This is a genomic window from Xylanimonas ulmi, from assembly GCF_004216535.1.
In the GTDB taxonomy this organism is placed as follows: domain Bacteria; phylum Actinomycetota; class Actinomycetes; order Actinomycetales; family Cellulomonadaceae; genus Xylanimonas; species Xylanimonas ulmi.
The window spans coordinates 3,038,027-3,054,515 of record NZ_SGWX01000001.1 but is presented as its reverse complement, the minus strand read 5'-3'; the positions used below and the strand labels follow the sequence as shown (position 1 = coordinate 3,054,515).

Genomic DNA, 16,489 nt, shown 5'->3' with positions numbered 1-16,489 from the left:
CTGAGACCGCCCCCAGTCGCCCGAGTGCGGCCGGGGTCAGGGGGCCTTCGGTGTGCCGCGAGCGGTCACGGCACGCGGTCGGCCAGGATCTCGCGGGCCGCGTCGAGCTGGGCCGGGGTGAACTCGCTCTGGTAGCGCAGCGTCGTGGCGCCCAACAGCGCCGCGACGGCGTCGGCCGAGCGCTCGACGCCGTCGCCGTCGAACAGCGCGTCGAGCCGCGCGGTGTACTGCGCGAGCGAGAGGCCCGACGCGGTGAGCGCGAGGTTCTGGTGGACGTGCGCGATCTCGTGCCGCAGCACGTCCTGGGTCGCCTCGACGCGTCCGTCGAGGCGCTGGGCGTTGAGGATGATGGTGGGCGGCCCGGGGATCCACACCCCGCCCAGGTGGCCCTCGGGATCGCCCCACTCGATCGTGACGGCGTCGCCGCCGGGCAGCGTGTCGAGGAACGCCTCGGCCTGCGCGCGGTAGTCGGCTGGGGTGGGCGCGGTGTGGGCGCTCGCCCACACCTGAGCGGCCCGGGTCAGGGACGCGGCCCAGGCGGCGTCGGCGCGTGAGAGCGCGGCCGGCGGGGGCGAGTCGGGCGAGCGCGGCGACGCGGCCGCCGAGGTGGCGACGGCGATCGCGGCCGCCACCAGGGCGAGCACGGCGCGGGCGGCTCGTGACGGGGCGTGGCGCAGTGCGACCTCCCTGTGCGCGCTGACCTGTCCGGATGGTGGCCCCGAGGTGGGGCCGAATTGGGCACATCGTCGCGCACGGTGTGGCCACCCGCGCGGCGAGTCGGCGACGGCGCGCCGCGGGCCGACGACGGCGCGTGGCGCAACACGCGGCACGCACAGCCCGACACAACGGCGAGAAGTCGCGGATTTCGGCTGCTGTTCCCTAGTGTGTTCCCAGTCTCCCGGCCTGATGTGGCCGTGGGAGGCCCGAACGTGACGCCCACAGGCAACCGCCGTGCGGCGTGAACAGAGGAAGGGAACCGCATGTCGCTCAACAAGTCCGAGCTCGTCTCGGCGATCGCTGCCAAGTCTGAGCTCACCAAGACTCAGGCCGAGGACGCCCTCAACGCGTTCCAGGAGGTGCTGGTCGAGTCGCTCAGCAAGGGCGAGGCCGTCAAGATCACGGGTCTGCTCGCCGTCGAGCGCGTCGAGCGCGCCGCGCGCACGGGCCGCAACCCGCGCACGGGCGAGGAGATCCAGATTCCCGCCGGCTTCGGCGTGAAGGTCTCGGCCGGCTCGGTGCTGAAGAAGGCCGTCACCGGCGAGTGAGCCGTCCGCCTCGCACGAGGCGGTCAGGTCCGCGGGGCGGGCAGGCGCTGCCTGCCCGCCCCGAAGACTGTGCGCGGCTGTGCGCGGCCAGACGGCGCGCGGCTACAGCTCGTCCTTCGACTCCAGGTAGCGCATCGCGACCCAGCCGATCGGCACGCGGATCCAGTACGTCACCACGCGGAACAGCAGCGTGACCGAGAACGCGATCCCACCCGTCAGGCCTGCGGTCGTCAGGCCCGCGATGAGCGCGCCCTCGACGCCGCCGACGCCGCCCGGGGTCGGGATGAGCGCGCCGAGCGTGTTGCCGACCAGGTAGATGACGGCGACGTCCACGACGCCGAGCTGATGGCTGAAGGCCCGCAGCGCGGCGTCGAACGCGAGCACGTAGCCCATCGTCATGACGACGTTGCCGCCCAGGCCGAGCGTCAGGCGCGTGGGCTGCCCGAGCATCTGCGACAGGCGCGGCCACAGCTGTTCGAGCGTGGGCCGCGCCTTGCCCCACGCCCAGCGCCGGATGCCGGGCACCAACAGCAGCGCCACGATGATGACGGCGGTGATCACGATCGCCATGAGGATCGTGGTCGAGGGCAGCTCGACGAGGGCGCCCGACCCGGTGGTCAGCGACAGCACGACCAGCAGCAGCACCGTGACCACGATCTGCGAGAACTGCATGAGGGCCACGGTCGCCACGGCCATGGGCGTCGAGACGCCCTTGCGGCTCAGGAAGCGCATGTTGAGCGCGGCCGGCCCGATGCCCGCGGGCGTGGCCAGGGCCACGAACGAGCCCGCCATCTGGGCGAGGGTGGCCTTGAAGATCGACAGGCGCCCCGGGGTGAAGGCCGCGAGCGTCAGGGCGGCGCCGAACCAGGTGATGCCGCCGAAGGCGAACGACGCCGCGACCCACCAGGGGTTCGCCTCCATGACCGCGTCGCGGATCTGCTGGAAGTTGATGGTGGTCACGATGACCGAGACCGCGACGATCGTCAGCGCGAGCGTGATCACCGTGCGGGCGCCGACGCGCGTCAGGCGCACCGGCTGCACGCTCGCCTCGGGCAGGCGCTCGACCAGCGCGGTGCGCAGCTCGTCGATCAGCCCCTTGGAGCGGCGCACCTCGATGCGCGTGTCGGTGGGCAGCGCCACGGTCTGCAGCAGCGGGCCGATGGCGCCCATATCCGCCGCGGGCAGCGCCCGCACGGCTGAGGCGACCGCGCGGCGCGGGCCCACGCGCAGCGCGAGCAGTGCGAGCAGCTGGGTCAAGTCGAGGCGGCGCGTGAGCGTCGAGGAGGCGATCTCGCCCTGCTCCCAGCCGGTGATCCACACGCGGGGCGCGCCCTTGCCGTCCTCGGCCGGGTGCGGACGCTCACGCGTGCCGGGCTCCTCGTCGTGCTGAACCAGCAGCACGTCGGCCGTGAGCTGGTGGTGCGTCAGTCCTGCGGCGTGCGCCCGCAGGAGCTGCGCCCACGCCTCGGCGAGCACGGTGTCGCCGTGCGTGCCGTCCAGGTCGTGGGCGGGCAGGTCGCGCAGCGAGACCGCGCCGCGCGCGTGCTCGAGCACGAGCGCCGCCGAGTCGTCGGCCATGCCGATGCCCAGCAGGCGCGGCGTGCGCACCCCGGCGCCGGCCGCGGCGTACGACAGCAGCGCGGTGCGCTCCGCGACCGACTTGAGCGAGATGGCCGCGCGGCCCTCAAGCCCGCGCATGCGCAGCGCCTGCCACAGGCGCGTCACGAAGCCCACGACCTGCCGGTCGCCGTCGAGCACGACGACGTCGTAGCGCGCGCCGTCGTCGGCGAGCATCGCGTAGACGCGGTTGTCGCTCGCCCGCGCGAGCGCGACGGCGGCGGGGTCGGAGGAGCGTGTGACGGCCGCGGCGTCGCCGACGCGCGTGAGGTCGTCGACGCCCGAGGCCGCGCCCAGGTCGCGCACCCGCACCAGCGCCGTCGGGCGGAACCCGGCACGACGCACGGCCTGGACCAGGGTCGGGCCGTACGCGCGCTCGGAGCGCACGCCGGACACCCACTGCACCGCCTGGCCCGCCAGCCGCCCCAGCAGGAGCGACAGCAGCACCCCAGGGAGCGACACCTTGGCGGTGATGAGCACGACGAGCAGCGCGAAGGTCAGCATGTTCCACGACCAGCGCACGGTGCGCCGGCGGGTGCGCGGGCCGGCGACGGTCAGCAGCGCCGCCACGGCCGAGACGTAGGCCGGGATGGTCAGGCGCCACTGGCCCGCGTCGAGCACCGACAGCCCGCGCACGAAGTCGGGCGTGCCCAGGTGGCGCACCAGCAGCAGCGTCACCACGCCCAGCACCATGCCGCAGGCGGCCGCGGTGATCGACTCGACCACCTGCCGCCCCAACCGGCGCACGCCGAGCTCGATGAGCACCGCGATCGGCAGCACGATCGTGACCAGGCCCTCGAGCACGTTGACCGGCACGACGAGGATCTCGCCCAGCAGGCTCGCGAAGCCGCGCACGTCCTGGGTGACGCCCGCGGTGGTGCCGTGAGCGATGACCGACAGCACGAGCACCAGCGCGATGCCCAGGGCCGAGGCGATCATCCCCAGGGCGTCGGACGGGTGGCGCACCCGCTGCTCGGGCGTGTCGACAACGCGGACGAAGTCGGTGTCGGCGGGCGTCGCGTCGTCGAACAGGACGGCTCGCAGGGCGGCGGTCTGCGGACCCGAAGGGCTCGCGGACGCACCGGGGGGAACCGTCTCGGGCATGGATCGCAGTCTAGGTCGGGGCGACGCCCGGCATGGGGCCCTGGCGTGTCCAGGTGACCATCACGGTGTCATCACAGTTGCCCAGAGCGTTAACACAACAGGTCATCGGCTGTGCTAGGACTGCGGCACCGCGGGGGAGAGCCGCGGCAGTCGAGAGGGGATAGACCATGACGAGAATCCGCACGCCGAGGGCAAGGTCGTTGGCGGCCGGGGCCGGTGTCACGGCCATCGCGCTGGCGCTGGCCGGATGCGGCGCAGGCGACGGCGACACCGGCGCCGCGGGCGGCGCCGACTCGCTCACCATCGGCACCACGGACAAGGTCACGTCGCTCGACCCGGCCGGGTCCTACGACAACGGCTCGTTCGCCGTCATGAACCAGGTGTTCCCCTTCCTGCTCAACACGCCCTACGGCAGCCCGGACGTCCAGCCCGACATCGCCGAGTCGGCCGAGTTCACCGCGCCGACCGAGTACACCGTCACGCTCAAGCCGGGCCTCAAGTGGGCCAACGGCCACGACCTGACGGCGTCGGACGTCAAGTTCACGTTCGACCGCCAGATCGCGATCGCCGCCGCCGACGGCCCGTCGTCGCTGCTGTGGAACCTGGACTCGACCGAGGCGGTCGACGACACCACCGTCGTCTTCCACCTCAAGTCCGAGAACGACCAGACGTTCCCGCAGGTGCTGTCCTCGCCGGTCGGCCCCATCGTCGACGAGGAGGTCTTCTCGCCCGACGCCGTCACGCCCGACCAGACCATCGTCGACGGCGACGCGTTCGCCGGCCCGTACACGATCACCTCCTACGCGCAGAACGAGCTCATCAGCTACGAGGCGTATGACGGCTACCAGGGCCTGCTCGGCGCCCCCGCGACGGCCGAGGTCAACGTCAAGTACTACGCCGACTCCTCGAACCTCAAGCTCGAGGTCGAGCAGGGCAACATCGACGTCGCCTGGCGGTCGCTGTCGGCGACCGACATCGCCGACCTGGAGACCAACGACGCCGTCAAGGTCGTCAACGGCCCCGGCGGCGAGATCCGCTACATCACGTTCAACTTCGACACCCAGCCGTACGGCGCCCAGACCGCCGAGGCCGACCCGGCCAAGGCGCTCGCGGTCCGCCAGGCCGTCGCCGACCTCATCGACCGCGAGGCGATCTCCGAGCAGGTCTACAAGGGCACCTACACGCCGCTGTACTCCTACGTGCCCGACGGCCTGACCGGCGCCACGCAGTCGCTCAAGGAGCTGTACGGCGACGGCGAGGGCGGCCCCTCGGTCGACAAGGCCAAGCAGGCCCTCGCGGACGCCGGGGTCACGACCCCGGTCCAGCTCAGCCTGCAGTACTCCAACGACCACTACGGGCCGTCGTCGGGCGACGAGTACGCCCAGATCAAGGACCAGTTGGAGGCCGACGGCCTGTTCACGGTCGACCTGCAGACCACCGAGTGGGTGCAGTACTCCAAGGACCGCACGAGCGACGTCTACCCGGCCTACCAGCTCGGCTGGTTCCCGGACTACTCGGACGCCGACAACTACCTGACGCCGTTCTTCCTCAAGGAGAACTTCCTCGGCAACCACTACGACAACCCGACCGTCGACGGCCTGATCCACGAGCAGGGTGTGGCCACCGACCCGGCCGAGCGCACCGCGCTCATCGAGCAGATCCAGGACGCCGTCGCGGCCGACCTGTCGACCGTGCCGTACCTGCAGGGCGCGCAGACCGCCGTCGTCGGCGCCGATGTGACGGGCGCCGACAAGACGCTCGACGCGTCGTTCAAGTTCCGCTACGGCGCGCTCGCCAAGGGCTGACGTCCTTCTCGTGGCTCGCGGCTCCACGGCAGGAGGCGCACTGGGACGCTACGTCCTGGTGCGCTTCCTGCTGATCATCCCGACAGTGTTCATCCTGGTCACCACGGTGTTCGCGCTCATGCGCGCCACCGGTGACCCCATCACGGCCGCCCTCGGCGGCCGTCTGACGCCCGCACAGCTCGCCGAGCGCATCCACGAGGCCGGGTTCGACCGGCCCATCCTCGCCCAGTACGGCGAGTACCTCGCGGGGATCGCGCGTGGCGACTTCGGCACCACCCTGTCCGACCACCGGCCCGTGACCGAGGTGCTGACCACCTACGGCGCCGCGACCTTGGAGCTGACCGCGTACGCCGTCGTCGTCGCGCTCGTGCTGGGCATCCCGCTCGGCATGGTGGCCGCGTACTTCCGCGACCGCTGGCCCGACGCCGTGTTGCGGGTGCTGGCGATCCTCGCCTACGCCACGCCCGTGTTCTTCGCGGGCCTGCTGCTCAAGCTGGTCTTCGCCGTCGGGCTCGGGTGGTTCCCCGTCGCGGGCCGCGTGTCCACCAGCGGCGAGATCGCCATGCGCAAGGCCGACGCGGCCTCGGGCTTCATGCTCATCGACGCGTTGCGCACCGGCGACCCGCAGGTGGTGGGCGACGTGCTGACGCACGCCGCGCTGCCCGCGACCGCGCTCGGCCTGCTGACCGCCGGGGTGTTCCTGCGCCTGGTGCGCACCAACATGATCGGCACGCTCGGGCGCGAGTATGTCGACGCGGCCCGCTCGCGCGGCGTGCGCGAGCGGCGCCTCGTGACGGCGCACGCGTGGCGGCCCGCGCTCATCCCCGTCATCACCGTGATCGGGCTGCAGGTCGCGCTGCTGCTGGTGGGCGCCGTGCTGACCGAGACGACGTTCGAGTGGCGCGGGCTGGGCTTCCAGCTCGCCGAGTACCTCAAGGCGCGCGACTTCGTCGCCGTGCAGGGCATCGTCGCGCTCATCGCCGTGGTCGTCGCGGTGACCAACTTCCTGGTCGACGTCATCGCGGCGTTCGTCGACCCGAGAGTGAGGTACTGACATGGTCGAGGTCGCCTCCTCCGGGCCCGTCGCCGTCACCGGCGCCGCGCCCGCGCACGACGGCGGCCGGTGGCCGCGGCTGCGCCGGGCGCCCGTCGTGCGTCAGGTGCGCCAGAGCGTCGGGCTCCAACGCGGCATGCTGGTCGCCGGGCTCGTGCTCACGGGGCTGTTCGTGCTGGTCGCGGCGCTCGCGCCGCTGCTCGCGCCCTACGGGCAGAGCCAGCTGCGCAGCGACGGCGTCGCGTTCGGCGCCCAGCAGGCGCCGTCGTCGGCGCATCTGCTCGGCACCACCGTGGGCGGGTACGACGTCCTCTCACGCGTCATCTTCGGCGCGCGCACCGCGCTGCTCGTGGTGATCGTCTCGATCCTCGCCTCGATCGTGGTCGGCGTGCTGCTGGGCCTGCTCGCCGGGTACTTCGGCGGCTGGCTCGACCGGGTGCTGGTGCTGCTCGCCGATGCGATCTACTCCTTCCCGTCGCTGCTGCTCGCGATCCTGGGCGCCATCGTCATCTCGCGCGGCCAGTCGAACCTGTGGGGCGGCGTCGGCGCGACCGCCCTGGCCATCACGGTCGTGTTCGTGCCGCAATACCTGCGCGTGGTGCGCGCCGAGGTGCTGCGCGTCAAGGGCGAGGCCTTTGTCGACGCCGCGCGCGTCATCGGAGCGGGCCACCGCCGCATCATGACGCGCCACGTGCTGCGCAACTCGACCCGCACGCTGCCGCTCATCGTCACGCTCAACGCGTCCGAGGCCATCCTCACGCTCGCCGGCCTGGGGTTCCTCGGGTTCGGCATCGAGCCGACCGCGGCCGCCGAGTGGGGCTACGACCTGCAGCGGTCCATCGCCGACGTCACCTCGGGCATCTGGTGGACGGCGGTGTTCCCGGGCGTGGCCATCGTCATCGTCGCCCTGGGGATGACGCTCGTGGGCGAGTCGCTCAACGACCTGGCCGACCCGCGCCTGCGCTCGCGCGTGCGCGCCAAGCCCCCGGTGGCCGACCCCCCGGTGGCCGACCCCCCGGTGGTTGAGCCTGTCGAAACCACCCACCCCCTCGAACCCACCCCGGAGGTCGACCGATGACCCCCCACCCCCCGGTCGTCGAGATCACCGACCTCGCCGTCACCTTCGCCACCGACGCCGGCCCCGTGCGCGCCGTCGACGGCGTCGACCTGCAGGTCACGCCGGGCGAGGTGCTGGCCATCGTCGGCGAGTCGGGCTCGGGCAAGACCGTGACCGCCAAGACCATCCTGGGCCTGCTGCCCGAGACGGCCACGACGCGCGGCGCCGTCGTCCTGACGGCGAAGCCCGGCGCCGACGGGACGCCGGGCGCGAGCACCGACGTCGTCGCCGTGACGGGCGCGCGGCTGCGCGAGGTGCGCGGGCGCGACGTCGCCATGGTGTTCCAGGAGCCGTCCACGGCGCTCAACCCCGTCTACACGGTGGGCTGGCAGATCGCCGAGGGGCTGCGGGCGCACACCCGCATGTCCCGCGCCCAGGCGCGGGCGCGCGCGGTCGAGGCGTTGCGGCAGGTCGGCATCCCGGACCCCGCCCAGCGCGTCGACCACTACCCGCACCAGTTCTCGGGCGGGCAGAAGCAGCGCATCGTCATCGCGATGGCCCTGGCGCTGGGGCCCGGGCTGATCGTCGCCGACGAGCCGACGACGGCGCTCGACGTCACCGTGCAGGCCGAGATCCTCGACCTGCTGAGGCGTCTGCGCGACGAGACCGGCGCGGCGATCGTGCTCATCACGCACAACATGGGCGTCGTCGCCGACCTCGCCGACCGCGTCGCGGTCATGTACGAGGGCAAGGTCGTCGAGCAGGCGCCCGTGGACGAGCTGTTCGCGGCGCCGCAGGCCGCGTACACCAAGAGCCTGCTCGGCGCCGTGCCGCGCATCGGCGAGGGGCGCGCGCGAGCCGTCGCGCGCGAGGCGGCGCGGGCCGACGGCTGGGAGACGGCCGAGCCGGTGGTCGCGGCCACCGACCTGGTCATCACCTACCCGGGCCGGTTCCGCCAGCCGCCGTTCACCGCCGTCGACCGGGTCTCGCTGCGCATCCGCCCGGGCGAGGTGCTCGGGCTGGTCGGCGAGTCAGGGTCGGGCAAGACGACCATCGCGCGCGCCATCGCCGGCCTGCAGCCCGTCTCGGGCGGGTCGCTGGCGGTGCTCGGCGCGGAGCTGAGTGGCGCCAAGGCGCGCGCGATCAAGGCCATCCGGCCGCGGCTCGGGTTCGTGTTCCAGGACCCGGCGACGTCGTTCAACCCGCTGCTGACCATCGCCGAGTGTGTGGCCGAGCCGCTCGTGGTGCACGGGCGGGCCTCCTCGCCGGGGGCCGCGCGTGCCCGCGTCGACGAGCTGCTGGAGGCCGTGCAGCTCCCGCGCGCGTACGGCGACCGGTTCCCGCACGAGCTGTCGGGCGGGCAGCGCCAACGCGCCTCGCTCGCCCGGGCGCTCGCGCTCGACCCCGAGCTGTTGATCGCGGACGAGCCGACGTCGGCGCTCGACGTCTCGGTGCAGGCGCGCGTGCTCGACCTGTTCGCCGAGTTGCAGCGCGAGCTCGGGTTCGCGTGCCTGTTCGTCTCGCACGACCTGGCCGTGGTGGACCTGCTGGCCGACCGCATCGCGGTGCTCTACCACGGGCGGCTGGTCGAGGAGGGCACGGGTGAGCAGGTGCTCGGGGCGCCGCGCGAGGAGTACACGCGCCGCCTGCTGGCGTCCCTGCCGATTCCGGACCCCCAGGCCCAACGCGCCCGCCGGGCGCCGAGCCCGTCGGTCGGTTGAGCCCGTCGGTGCTTGAGCCCGTCGAAACCACCCCCGCCACCCCGGTGGTTGAGCCTGTCGAAACCACCCCCGGCGCCTACGTGATCCCGAGCGCCTCCCGCCACCCCGCGGGAATCAGCGCGTACCCCACGAAGGCGACGACGTCGAGCAGCGTGTGCGCGATCACCAGCGGCAGCACGCGGCGTCGTCCCCACCGCGACCGGTACCACCACGCAAACACGACGCCCATGACCACGTTGCCGAGGAACGGCCCGAACCCCTGGTACAGGTGGTAGCTGCCGCGCAGCAGCGCGCTGGAGGCCAGGAACCTCCAGTCGATCCGGTCTGTGGGCGACCAGCCCAGGTCGCGCGTGCGCTCGAACAGATAGGCCACCACGATGACCTCTTCGAGCGCCCCGTTCTGCAGGGCCGCGAGCACCAGCACGGGGACGGTCCACCAGCGGTCGTCGAGCGCGGAGGCCTGCACCGACACGGTGATGCCGAGCAGCCTCCCGGCGGCGTAGAACGCGAGGCCTGGCACGCCGATCGCGGCGGCGAGCGCGAAGCCCCACCCGACGTCGCGCCGTCGTCGGCCGGACGCGAGAACGGGCGGGGAGCCGGAGGCGGGGCTGGAGGCGTGACTGGCCGCGTGACTGGGCGCGGGGAGAGGCGCGGCGACGTCGGGGTCGAAGGCGTCGCGCCCGCGCAGGTGCCAGTCCAGGCCGATGGCGCGGGTGACGGGCGGGGCGCCGCGGCGGATCGCGAGCAGGTAGACGGCCAGCGCCACCGGGACGAGCGTGAACCCGATGGTCAGGAGCTGATAGGTCAGGTCGAGGAGGGGCCGCGGTGACTGCGAGGGGTTGAGCGTGGCCGTCTGGTCGGCGAGCGGCGTGCCCTGGGTCAGGCGCCCGGCGATGTTGACGAGCGCGTACACCCCGGCTTTCCCGAGGCTGAGCCCCAGCAGGATCCAGATCTCCCAGACAACCCCCCGCCGCCCCCGCACCCCCCAACCCTACCCACCCCACCCCCTCCCCACCCCGAGATACCGGAACCCCGCCGAGGTACCGGTCCTCGGTCGGAATCGGGGGGTTCCGTGACTGAGGACCGGTACTTCGGCGGAGGGTCGGTATCTCGGGTTAGGTGGCGCGGCGGAGGCGGAGGGAGTTGGCGACGACGAGGACGGAGCTGGCGGCCATGGCGGCTCCCGCGATCATGGGGTTGAGGACGCCGGCGGCGGCCAGCGGGATCGCGGCGACGTTGTAGGCGAACGCCCAGAACAGGTTCTGCTTGATGATCCGCAGCGTCGCGCGGCTCAGGCGCACGGCGCTCGCGGCCGCGCGCAGGTCGCCGCGCACCAGCGTGATGTCGCCGGCCTCCATCGCGACGTCCGTGCCCGTGCCCATCGCGAGCCCGAGGTCGGCGGTCGCCAGCGCCGCGGCGTCGTTGACGCCGTCACCGACCATCGCCACGACGCGTCCCTCGCGCTGCAGCCGCTCGACCGCCGCGGCCTTCTCCTCGGGCAGCACGCGCGCGACGACGTCGGCGGGGTCGATCCCGACGGCGGCCGCCGCGGCGCGCGCCGCGCCCTCGCTGTCGCCGGTCAGCAGCACGGGCCGCAGCCCGAGGTCGCGCAGCTCGGCGACGGCCTGCGCCGACGTCGGCTTGGCGGGGTCGCGCAGCTCCAGCACCGCACGCGCCGCGCCGTCCCAGGCGATGACGACGGTGGTGGCCCCGCCGCGCTCGGCGTCGTCGACGGCGGAGGCGACGTCGTCGGGCACCGTGACGCCCTGGGAGGCCAGCCACGTGACGCGGCCGACGACGACGCGGCGCGCGTTGCCCGCGCCCAACGGGGACAGGCCCGCGTGCGCGACGCGCACGACGCCCTCGACGCCGCCGCCCGGCGTCGCGACGAACCCGGAGACCTCCAGCGGGACCGTCTCGGGCGCGGCGGGCGCCGTGACCCGTGATGTGGGCGCCGTGAGGGCGCCCGACCCCGTGGGGGCGGCGGCGAGCGCGGCCGCGGCCTCGGCGGCCAGCGCCGGGGCGGCGGCGATCGCCTGGGCGATGGGGTGCTCGCTGAGCGCCTCGACCGCCGCGGCGTAGCGCAGCGCCTCGTCGGCGTCGACGCCGGTCGACGGCGTCACGTGCTCCAGGGCCATGCGCCCCTGGGTCACGGTGCCGGTCTTGTCGAGCACTACGGTGTCGATGGTGCGCGTGCGCTCCAGGATCTCGGGGCCCTTGATGAGCACGCCGAGCTGCGCGCCACGGCCGGTGCCCACCAGGATCGCGGTCGGCGTCGCCAGGCCCAGCGCGCAGGGGCACGCGATGATGAGCACCGCGACGGCGGCCGTGAACGCGTGGTCGACGTCGCCCGTCGCCAGCAGCCAGCCCACGAGGGTCGCGATCGACAGGGCGATGACCACGGGCACGAAGACCGCCGAGATGCGGTCGCCGAGGCGTGCGATCGGGGCCTTGCCCGTCTGGGCCTGCGCCACGAGGCGGCCGATGCGGGCCAGCGTGGTCTCGGCGCCCACACGGGTGGCGCGCACCAGCAGGTGGCCCGAGGAGTTGACCGTGCCACCCACGACGGCGTCGCCTGCCGTGACGTCCACGGGCACGGGCTCGCCGGTCACCAGGGAGGTGTCGACGGCGGAGGCGCCGTCCACGACGACGCCGTCGGTCGCGACGGTCGCGCCGGGCCGCACGGCGAAGACCTCGCCCACGCGCAGGTCCTCGATGGGCACGCTCGTGGTGTCCCAGGCGCCGTCGGCGCGGCGGCGCGGGGCGCCGTCGTCGGTGAGGGCCACGCGCTCGGCGTCCTTTGCGCCCAGCGCGAGCAGGGTGCGCAGCGCGTCCCCGGCGCGGCGGCGCGAGCGGTGCTCGGCGAAGCGGCCGGCGAGCAGGAACGTGACGACGACGGCCGCGACCTCGAAGTAGACGCCGTGCTCGCGCCCGCGGACCACCTCGACCCACGACCAGATGACCGCGGCGATGACGCCGATCGACACGAGCGTGTCCATGGTCGCGGCGCCGTGCCGGGCGGCGCGGAACGCGGCCTTGTGGAACGGCCAGCCCGCCCAGGTCGCCACGGGCAGCGCGAGGACGCCGACCACCCAGCCCCAGCCGGGGAAGTGCCACGACATGATCATCGAGATCGCCACGACGGGCACGGAGAGCACGGCGGCGACCCACAGGCGGCGCAGCAGGTCGCGCCCGTGCAGGTCGATGTCGCCCGCGTAGCCGCGGTGGCCTGTGGGGCGGACGGCCTCGGGTAGGTCGTGGGTGGGCCCGTGCGAGGCCTGCGCGCGGTCTGCGGCGCTCGCAGTGTCCGACGGCGGCGCCTCGGCGCCCGGGGCGGGGCGTGAGTCGGTGACCTCGGCCTCGTAGCCGGCGGCCTCGACGGCGGCGATCAGCGCGGCGTCGTCGACCTCGGCGGTGAGCACCACGTGGGCGCTCTCCAGCGGCAGGTTGACGGTGGCGACGACGCCGGGCAGCTTCGCGAGCTTGCGCTCGACGCGCGCCACGCAGGACGCGCAGGTCATCCCGGTGACGGCGAGGTCGACCTCGCGCACGGGCTGGGGGGAGAGGGTGTCGGTGCTCATGAGCGCTCCGATCAGGGCGGGCCGCCGGTCGGTCGTGCCGACCATCGCGGGCGCCGGGCGTTGTCGTGTGCCCGGCGCCGCGTGGCGGGCGGGGGTTCGGTCCGGGCGGTCGCCTGGTCCGGTGGGTCAGCTCAGGGAGTGGTGGATCAACCCGGGGCCGGTCGATCAGCCCAGGGTTCGTGGATCAGCCCAGGGGGACGATCGGCAGGCCGACGCCCAGGCCCTGGCGGCCCTTGCCGCCGCAGCCGCACGAGCCGCCGCCGCAGCCGCCCTGCCCGTGGCCGCCACCGTGGCCGCCACCGTGGGCGTGCGCGTGGGCGTGCCCGGCGCGCTCCGGCTCGGCCGACCGCGTGCCGGTCGCGCGGTACTGGTCCGAGCGCTCGGTCATCTGGGCCGCGAGCGCGTCCTCGAGCACGTCGACCTTGGCGACGTCGTAGCCGGCCTCGGCGATCGCCTCGCGCAGCGCGGCCTCGTCGAGCGGGGAGGCCGAGTGGACCGAGACGACGGACGCGTCGCCCGCGCGCAGTTCGACGGTGAGGTTCCCGACGCCGTCGACGGCCTTGAGCTCGCGTGTGACGGCCGCGACGCAGTGCTGGCAGGTCATGCCGGTCACGGACAGGGTGGTGAGGGTGGTCATGGAGGCTCCTTGGGACGGGGGGAGTGGTCAGCTGCGCACGAGGCGGCTGATGGCCTCGGCGGCCTCGTGCACCTTCTCGGCGCCGGCGTCCGGCGACTTGCGGGCGGCGTCGACGACGCAGTGGCCGAGGTGGTCCTCGACGAGCGCGATGCTCACGGCCTGCAGCGCCTTGGTGACCGCCGACACCTGCGTGAGGATGTCGATGCAGTACACGTCTTCGTCGATCATTCGGGCGATGCCGCGCACCTGGCCTTCGATGCGGCGCATGCGCTTGAGGTAGGCGTCCTTGTCGGAGGCGTAGCCGTGTGGCGCGTCGTGGGTGGACTCGGTCATGCCTCAGGTTTATACCCCCGGGGGGTAGAAGTCAACGGGTCCGCGCGGCGCGCGCCACCCGGTGTGCGCGCGGACGCCATCGATGCCACGGACCATGTCGAGACGCGCCCGATAGTCAAGTCTTAGTCAAGATTCAGCAAGACTCGCGGTATTGCCCGCCACCGCACCAGAGAGCGACGATGCGCACCCGAACCCGGCTCGCCACGACCACGTCGATCCTCGCCGCCGTGCTCCTCGTGGCCGGATGCGGCGCCCGCCCCGACCACGGCCCTGACGCCCGCTCCGTGCAGACGGCCGCAGCGACGTCGGGCGACGACGTCGAGCGCGACGCCGACGCGGCCTCACGCGCCGCGGTGGACATCGCGCCGCTCCAGACCGACGCCGACGCCTGGTGGTGGCTCGACTCGGCGCCCAGCGACGACGCGGCGCTCACGCCCATCGGCGCGCACGCCGAGACGCACGACGGCGTCGACCGCCTCGTCCTCGACCTCACGGGAACCGGCGCGCCCGGGTGGAGCGTCGAGCACGTGGAGACCGCGACCGACGAGGAGTCCGGCTACCGCGTCGATGTGGCCGCAGACCAGTATGTCCTGCTGCGCCTGGCCGGAATGGCGCCACCGATCGACGAGAACGGGCAGTCGACGCAACTCGACCCGCAGGTCCTCGACGTCGGCGGCCCGGCGCTCGGCCAGGTGGCGATCCGCCCGTGGTTCGGGGGCGTCGTCAACGTCTTCCTCGGCGTCAGGGGCGACGCCGATCCGGCGATCACCGTCGCGTTCGACGCCGCCGCGCTCCGCCTCACGGTCGACGTCGCCCACCCCTGATCAGGCCGTCGCCGCGGCCGCCGTCGCCGCCCCCGACCCGCGGCCCACCAGATGACCGGCGGCGCCGAGGGTTTCAGGGCGACGCCGTCTGCCCTACCGTGGGCGGACGAACCCTCAACGCCGAGGTGTCACGTGGTCACGCTGCCGCACGTCCAGGCTCCACCCACGCCTGCCGAACTGTCGGCGCTCCTGCGCGCCTCATGGGCCCGGTCACGACCGCTCCCGCGCACCCGTGCGACGCCTCGGCGCGCGCTGTCCGACGACGAGGCCGCTCGCCGACTGCGGGCGGGACCGCTCTGCCCCCACCTGGCGGTCATCGAGACACTGCTGGCGCCCACGGTGCGTGACGAGGGACTCGTGCTCGTGGTCGCCGACCCCCGCGGGCGCGTGCTCGCCGTCCACGGGTCTAGCGACGCGCGTCGTCGCGCGGGGAACGCCGGGGTGCGTGCGGGGTACGACTGGTCGGAGCGCGTCGTGGGCACCAGCGGGCTGGGCACTGCGGTGGCAGCGGGCCGACCGGTGCGGGTCTGCGGAGCCGAGCACTGGGCACGGCTCGATCCGCCGCTGACGTGCTGGGCCGTCCCGGTGCGGGGCGCCAGCGGCGACCTCGTCGGGGTGCTCGACCTCTCCGGGTCGCCGAGTGCGGAACGAGGCAACGAACTCGCCCTGCTGGTTGCGGCGGCGGCCGCCGTCGAGGCCCGGGTGGCGATCGACCGCCCAGAGCCGACGGCGGCCACGGACGACGAGAGCCCGAGTCAACTCGACGTCATCGCCCGGCGCCACGCGGTGCTGCGCACGGCGCGCGGCGAGCTCAGCCTCAGCGCGAGGCACAGCGAGATCGCGCTGCTGCTTGCGACGCGCCCCGAGGGCCTGACCGCCGACGACCTCGCGCACGAACTCGAGCGCGCCGGGCGCGATCCCGCCGTCGTGCGGGCCGAGATGCGCCGCCTACGGGCCGCGCTCGCCCCGCTCGCCGGTCGTGAGTCGGTGCGGCCCCGGCCCTACCGGTTCCGGCGGCGGCCGACGACGGACGCGGCTCGTGTCGTGTCGCTGGTGCGGTCGGGGCGGCTCGGAGAGGCGGTGCGTGCGCATGCCGGTGGCGTGCTGCCCTGGTCGACCGCGCCGGGGGTCGAGACGGTGCGGCGTGAGGTCGCACTGCGCCTGCGCACCGCCGTCGGTGAGGCGGGCGAGCCCCACCTGCTGCTCGAACTGGCGCGCTGCCCTGAGAACCGTCAAGACGCCTCGCTCTGGGGCGCCGTGGTCGCCGCGTTCGCGCCAGGATCACCGCCTCGGCAGGAGGCGCTCGCGGCCATCGAGCGCATCGACAGCGAGTTGCGGGACTGAGCGTCCCGGTGGGCGACTGGCCGGCGGGGTCGGGCGCGCTACGTCCGCGCTACGCCCGCTCGCTTAGCGTCGCGAGTACCTCCTGTTCACCGACGAGCCGGCGGCGCCGGACCTCGCCGGGCGTCACGGGGTCGGCGCGCGGTCGCG

13 protein-coding genes are annotated in these 16,489 nt (G+C 73.8%); 7 read left to right on the top strand and 6 right to left on the bottom strand.

Translation table 11 applies throughout. The features are described from left to right. Positions 1 to 65 precede the first annotated feature (65 nt). Positions 66 to 644: a hypothetical protein gene (locus tag EV386_RS14135; RefSeq protein WP_130415994.1), complete on the bottom strand. Its 579-nt coding sequence runs from the start codon at positions 642 to 644 to the stop codon at positions 66 to 68. 336 nt (positions 645 to 980) lie between these two features. Here EV386_RS14135 and EV386_RS14130 point away from each other — a divergent pair, with 336 nt between their 5' ends. Continuing rightward, positions 981 to 1,265, top strand: a complete 285-nt coding sequence (locus EV386_RS14130) for an HU family DNA-binding protein (RefSeq protein ID WP_130415993.1) — start codon at positions 981 to 983, stop codon at positions 1,263 to 1,265. A gap of 102 nt (positions 1,266 to 1,367) precedes the next feature. On the opposite strand, the gene EV386_RS14125 is transcribed toward EV386_RS14130, so the two are convergent. Then, positions 1,368 to 3,986 (bottom strand): lysylphosphatidylglycerol synthase transmembrane domain-containing protein, encoded by a 2,619-nt coding sequence (locus EV386_RS14125; RefSeq protein ID WP_130415992.1) that lies wholly within the window; start codon positions 3,984 to 3,986, stop codon positions 1,368 to 1,370. 167 nt (positions 3,987 to 4,153) lie between these two features. On the opposite strand from EV386_RS14125, the gene EV386_RS14120 reads away from it, so the two are divergent. The 4 genes from EV386_RS14120 to EV386_RS14105 are packed head-to-tail and all read left to right on the top strand — an operon-like array spanning position 4,154 to position 9,623. After that, positions 4,154 to 5,791, top strand: coding sequence for an ABC transporter substrate-binding protein (locus tag EV386_RS14120; protein WP_130415991.1), 1,638 nt, complete (start codon positions 4,154 to 4,156; stop codon positions 5,789 to 5,791). 10 nt (positions 5,792 to 5,801) lie between these two features. Further along, positions 5,802 to 6,845 (top strand): ABC transporter permease, encoded by a 1,044-nt coding sequence (locus EV386_RS14115; RefSeq protein ID WP_130415990.1) that lies wholly within the window; start codon positions 5,802 to 5,804, stop codon positions 6,843 to 6,845. A gap of 1 nt (position 6,846) precedes the next feature. After that, the gene (locus EV386_RS14110) at positions 6,847 to 7,923 is read left to right on the top strand and encodes an ABC transporter permease (RefSeq protein WP_130415989.1); all 1,077 of its coding nucleotides are present in this window, start codon (positions 6,847 to 6,849) and stop codon (positions 7,921 to 7,923) included. Next, positions 7,920 to 9,623, top strand: coding sequence for a dipeptide ABC transporter ATP-binding protein (locus EV386_RS14105; protein WP_130415988.1), 1,704 nt, complete (start codon positions 7,920 to 7,922; stop codon positions 9,621 to 9,623). The genes EV386_RS14110 and EV386_RS14105 overlap by 4 nt, the downstream gene beginning before the upstream one ends. Before the next feature lie 76 nt (positions 9,624 to 9,699). On the opposite strand, the gene EV386_RS14100 is transcribed toward EV386_RS14105, so the two are convergent. The 4 genes from EV386_RS14100 to EV386_RS14085 form a co-directional block, all read right to left on the bottom strand. After that, positions 9,700 to 10,605: a CPBP family intramembrane glutamic endopeptidase gene (locus EV386_RS14100; protein WP_130415987.1), complete on the bottom strand. Its 906-nt coding sequence runs from the start codon at positions 10,603 to 10,605 to the stop codon at positions 9,700 to 9,702. Positions 10,606 to 10,738: 133 nt separating this feature from the next. Continuing rightward, positions 10,739 to 13,204 (bottom strand): heavy metal translocating P-type ATPase, encoded by a 2,466-nt coding sequence (locus tag EV386_RS14095; RefSeq protein ID WP_130415986.1) that lies wholly within the window; start codon positions 13,202 to 13,204, stop codon positions 10,739 to 10,741. A gap of 184 nt (positions 13,205 to 13,388) precedes the next feature. After that, positions 13,389 to 13,841, bottom strand: coding sequence for a heavy-metal-associated domain-containing protein (locus EV386_RS14090; protein ID WP_130415985.1), 453 nt, complete (start codon positions 13,839 to 13,841; stop codon positions 13,389 to 13,391). A 27-nt stretch (positions 13,842 to 13,868) separates the two neighbouring features. Then, entirely contained in the window at positions 13,869 to 14,174 is a 306-nt protein-coding gene (locus EV386_RS14085; RefSeq protein ID WP_130415984.1) for a metal-sensitive transcriptional regulator, read from the bottom strand. Between the two features lie 179 nt (positions 14,175 to 14,353). Here EV386_RS14085 and EV386_RS14080 point away from each other — a divergent pair, with 179 nt between their 5' ends. After that, positions 14,354 to 14,998: an AMIN-like domain-containing (lipo)protein gene (locus EV386_RS14080; RefSeq protein ID WP_130415983.1), complete on the top strand. Its 645-nt coding sequence runs from the start codon at positions 14,354 to 14,356 to the stop codon at positions 14,996 to 14,998. Positions 14,999 to 15,130: 132 nt separating this feature from the next. Continuing rightward, positions 15,131 to 16,342 carry a GAF domain-containing protein gene (locus EV386_RS14075; RefSeq protein WP_165399946.1) on the top strand — a complete coding sequence of 404 codons (1,212 nt, stop codon included), beginning with the start codon at positions 15,131 to 15,133 and terminating at the stop codon, positions 16,340 to 16,342. The last annotated feature ends 147 nt before the right edge of the window (positions 16,343 to 16,489 follow it).

Excerpts from the sequence above, each read along its gene's own strand:
- EV386_RS14090 (WP_130415985.1), bottom strand. The coding sequence starts at position 13,841 with ATGACCACCCTCACCACCCTGTCCGTGACCGGCATGACCTGCCAGCAC.
- EV386_RS14080 (WP_130415983.1), top strand. The coding sequence starts at position 14,354 with ATGCGCACCCGAACCCGGCTCGCCACGACCACGTCGATCCTCGCCGCC.
- EV386_RS14125 (WP_130415992.1), bottom strand. The coding sequence starts at position 3,986 with ATGCCCGAGACGGTTCCCCCCGGTGCGTCCGCGAGCCCTTCGGGTCCG.
- EV386_RS14110 (WP_130415989.1), top strand. The coding sequence starts at position 6,847 with ATGGTCGAGGTCGCCTCCTCCGGGCCCGTCGCCGTCACCGGCGCCGCG.
- EV386_RS14105 (WP_130415988.1), top strand. The coding sequence starts at position 7,920 with ATGACCCCCCACCCCCCGGTCGTCGAGATCACCGACCTCGCCGTCACC.
- EV386_RS14130 (WP_130415993.1), top strand. The coding sequence starts at position 981 with ATGTCGCTCAACAAGTCCGAGCTCGTCTCGGCGATCGCTGCCAAGTCT.
- EV386_RS14085 (WP_130415984.1), bottom strand. The coding sequence starts at position 14,174 with ATGACCGAGTCCACCCACGACGCGCCACACGGCTACGCCTCCGACAAG.
- EV386_RS14120 (WP_130415991.1), top strand. The coding sequence starts at position 4,154 with ATGACGAGAATCCGCACGCCGAGGGCAAGGTCGTTGGCGGCCGGGGCC.
- EV386_RS14095 (WP_130415986.1), bottom strand. The coding sequence starts at position 13,204 with ATGAGCACCGACACCCTCTCCCCCCAGCCCGTGCGCGAGGTCGACCTC.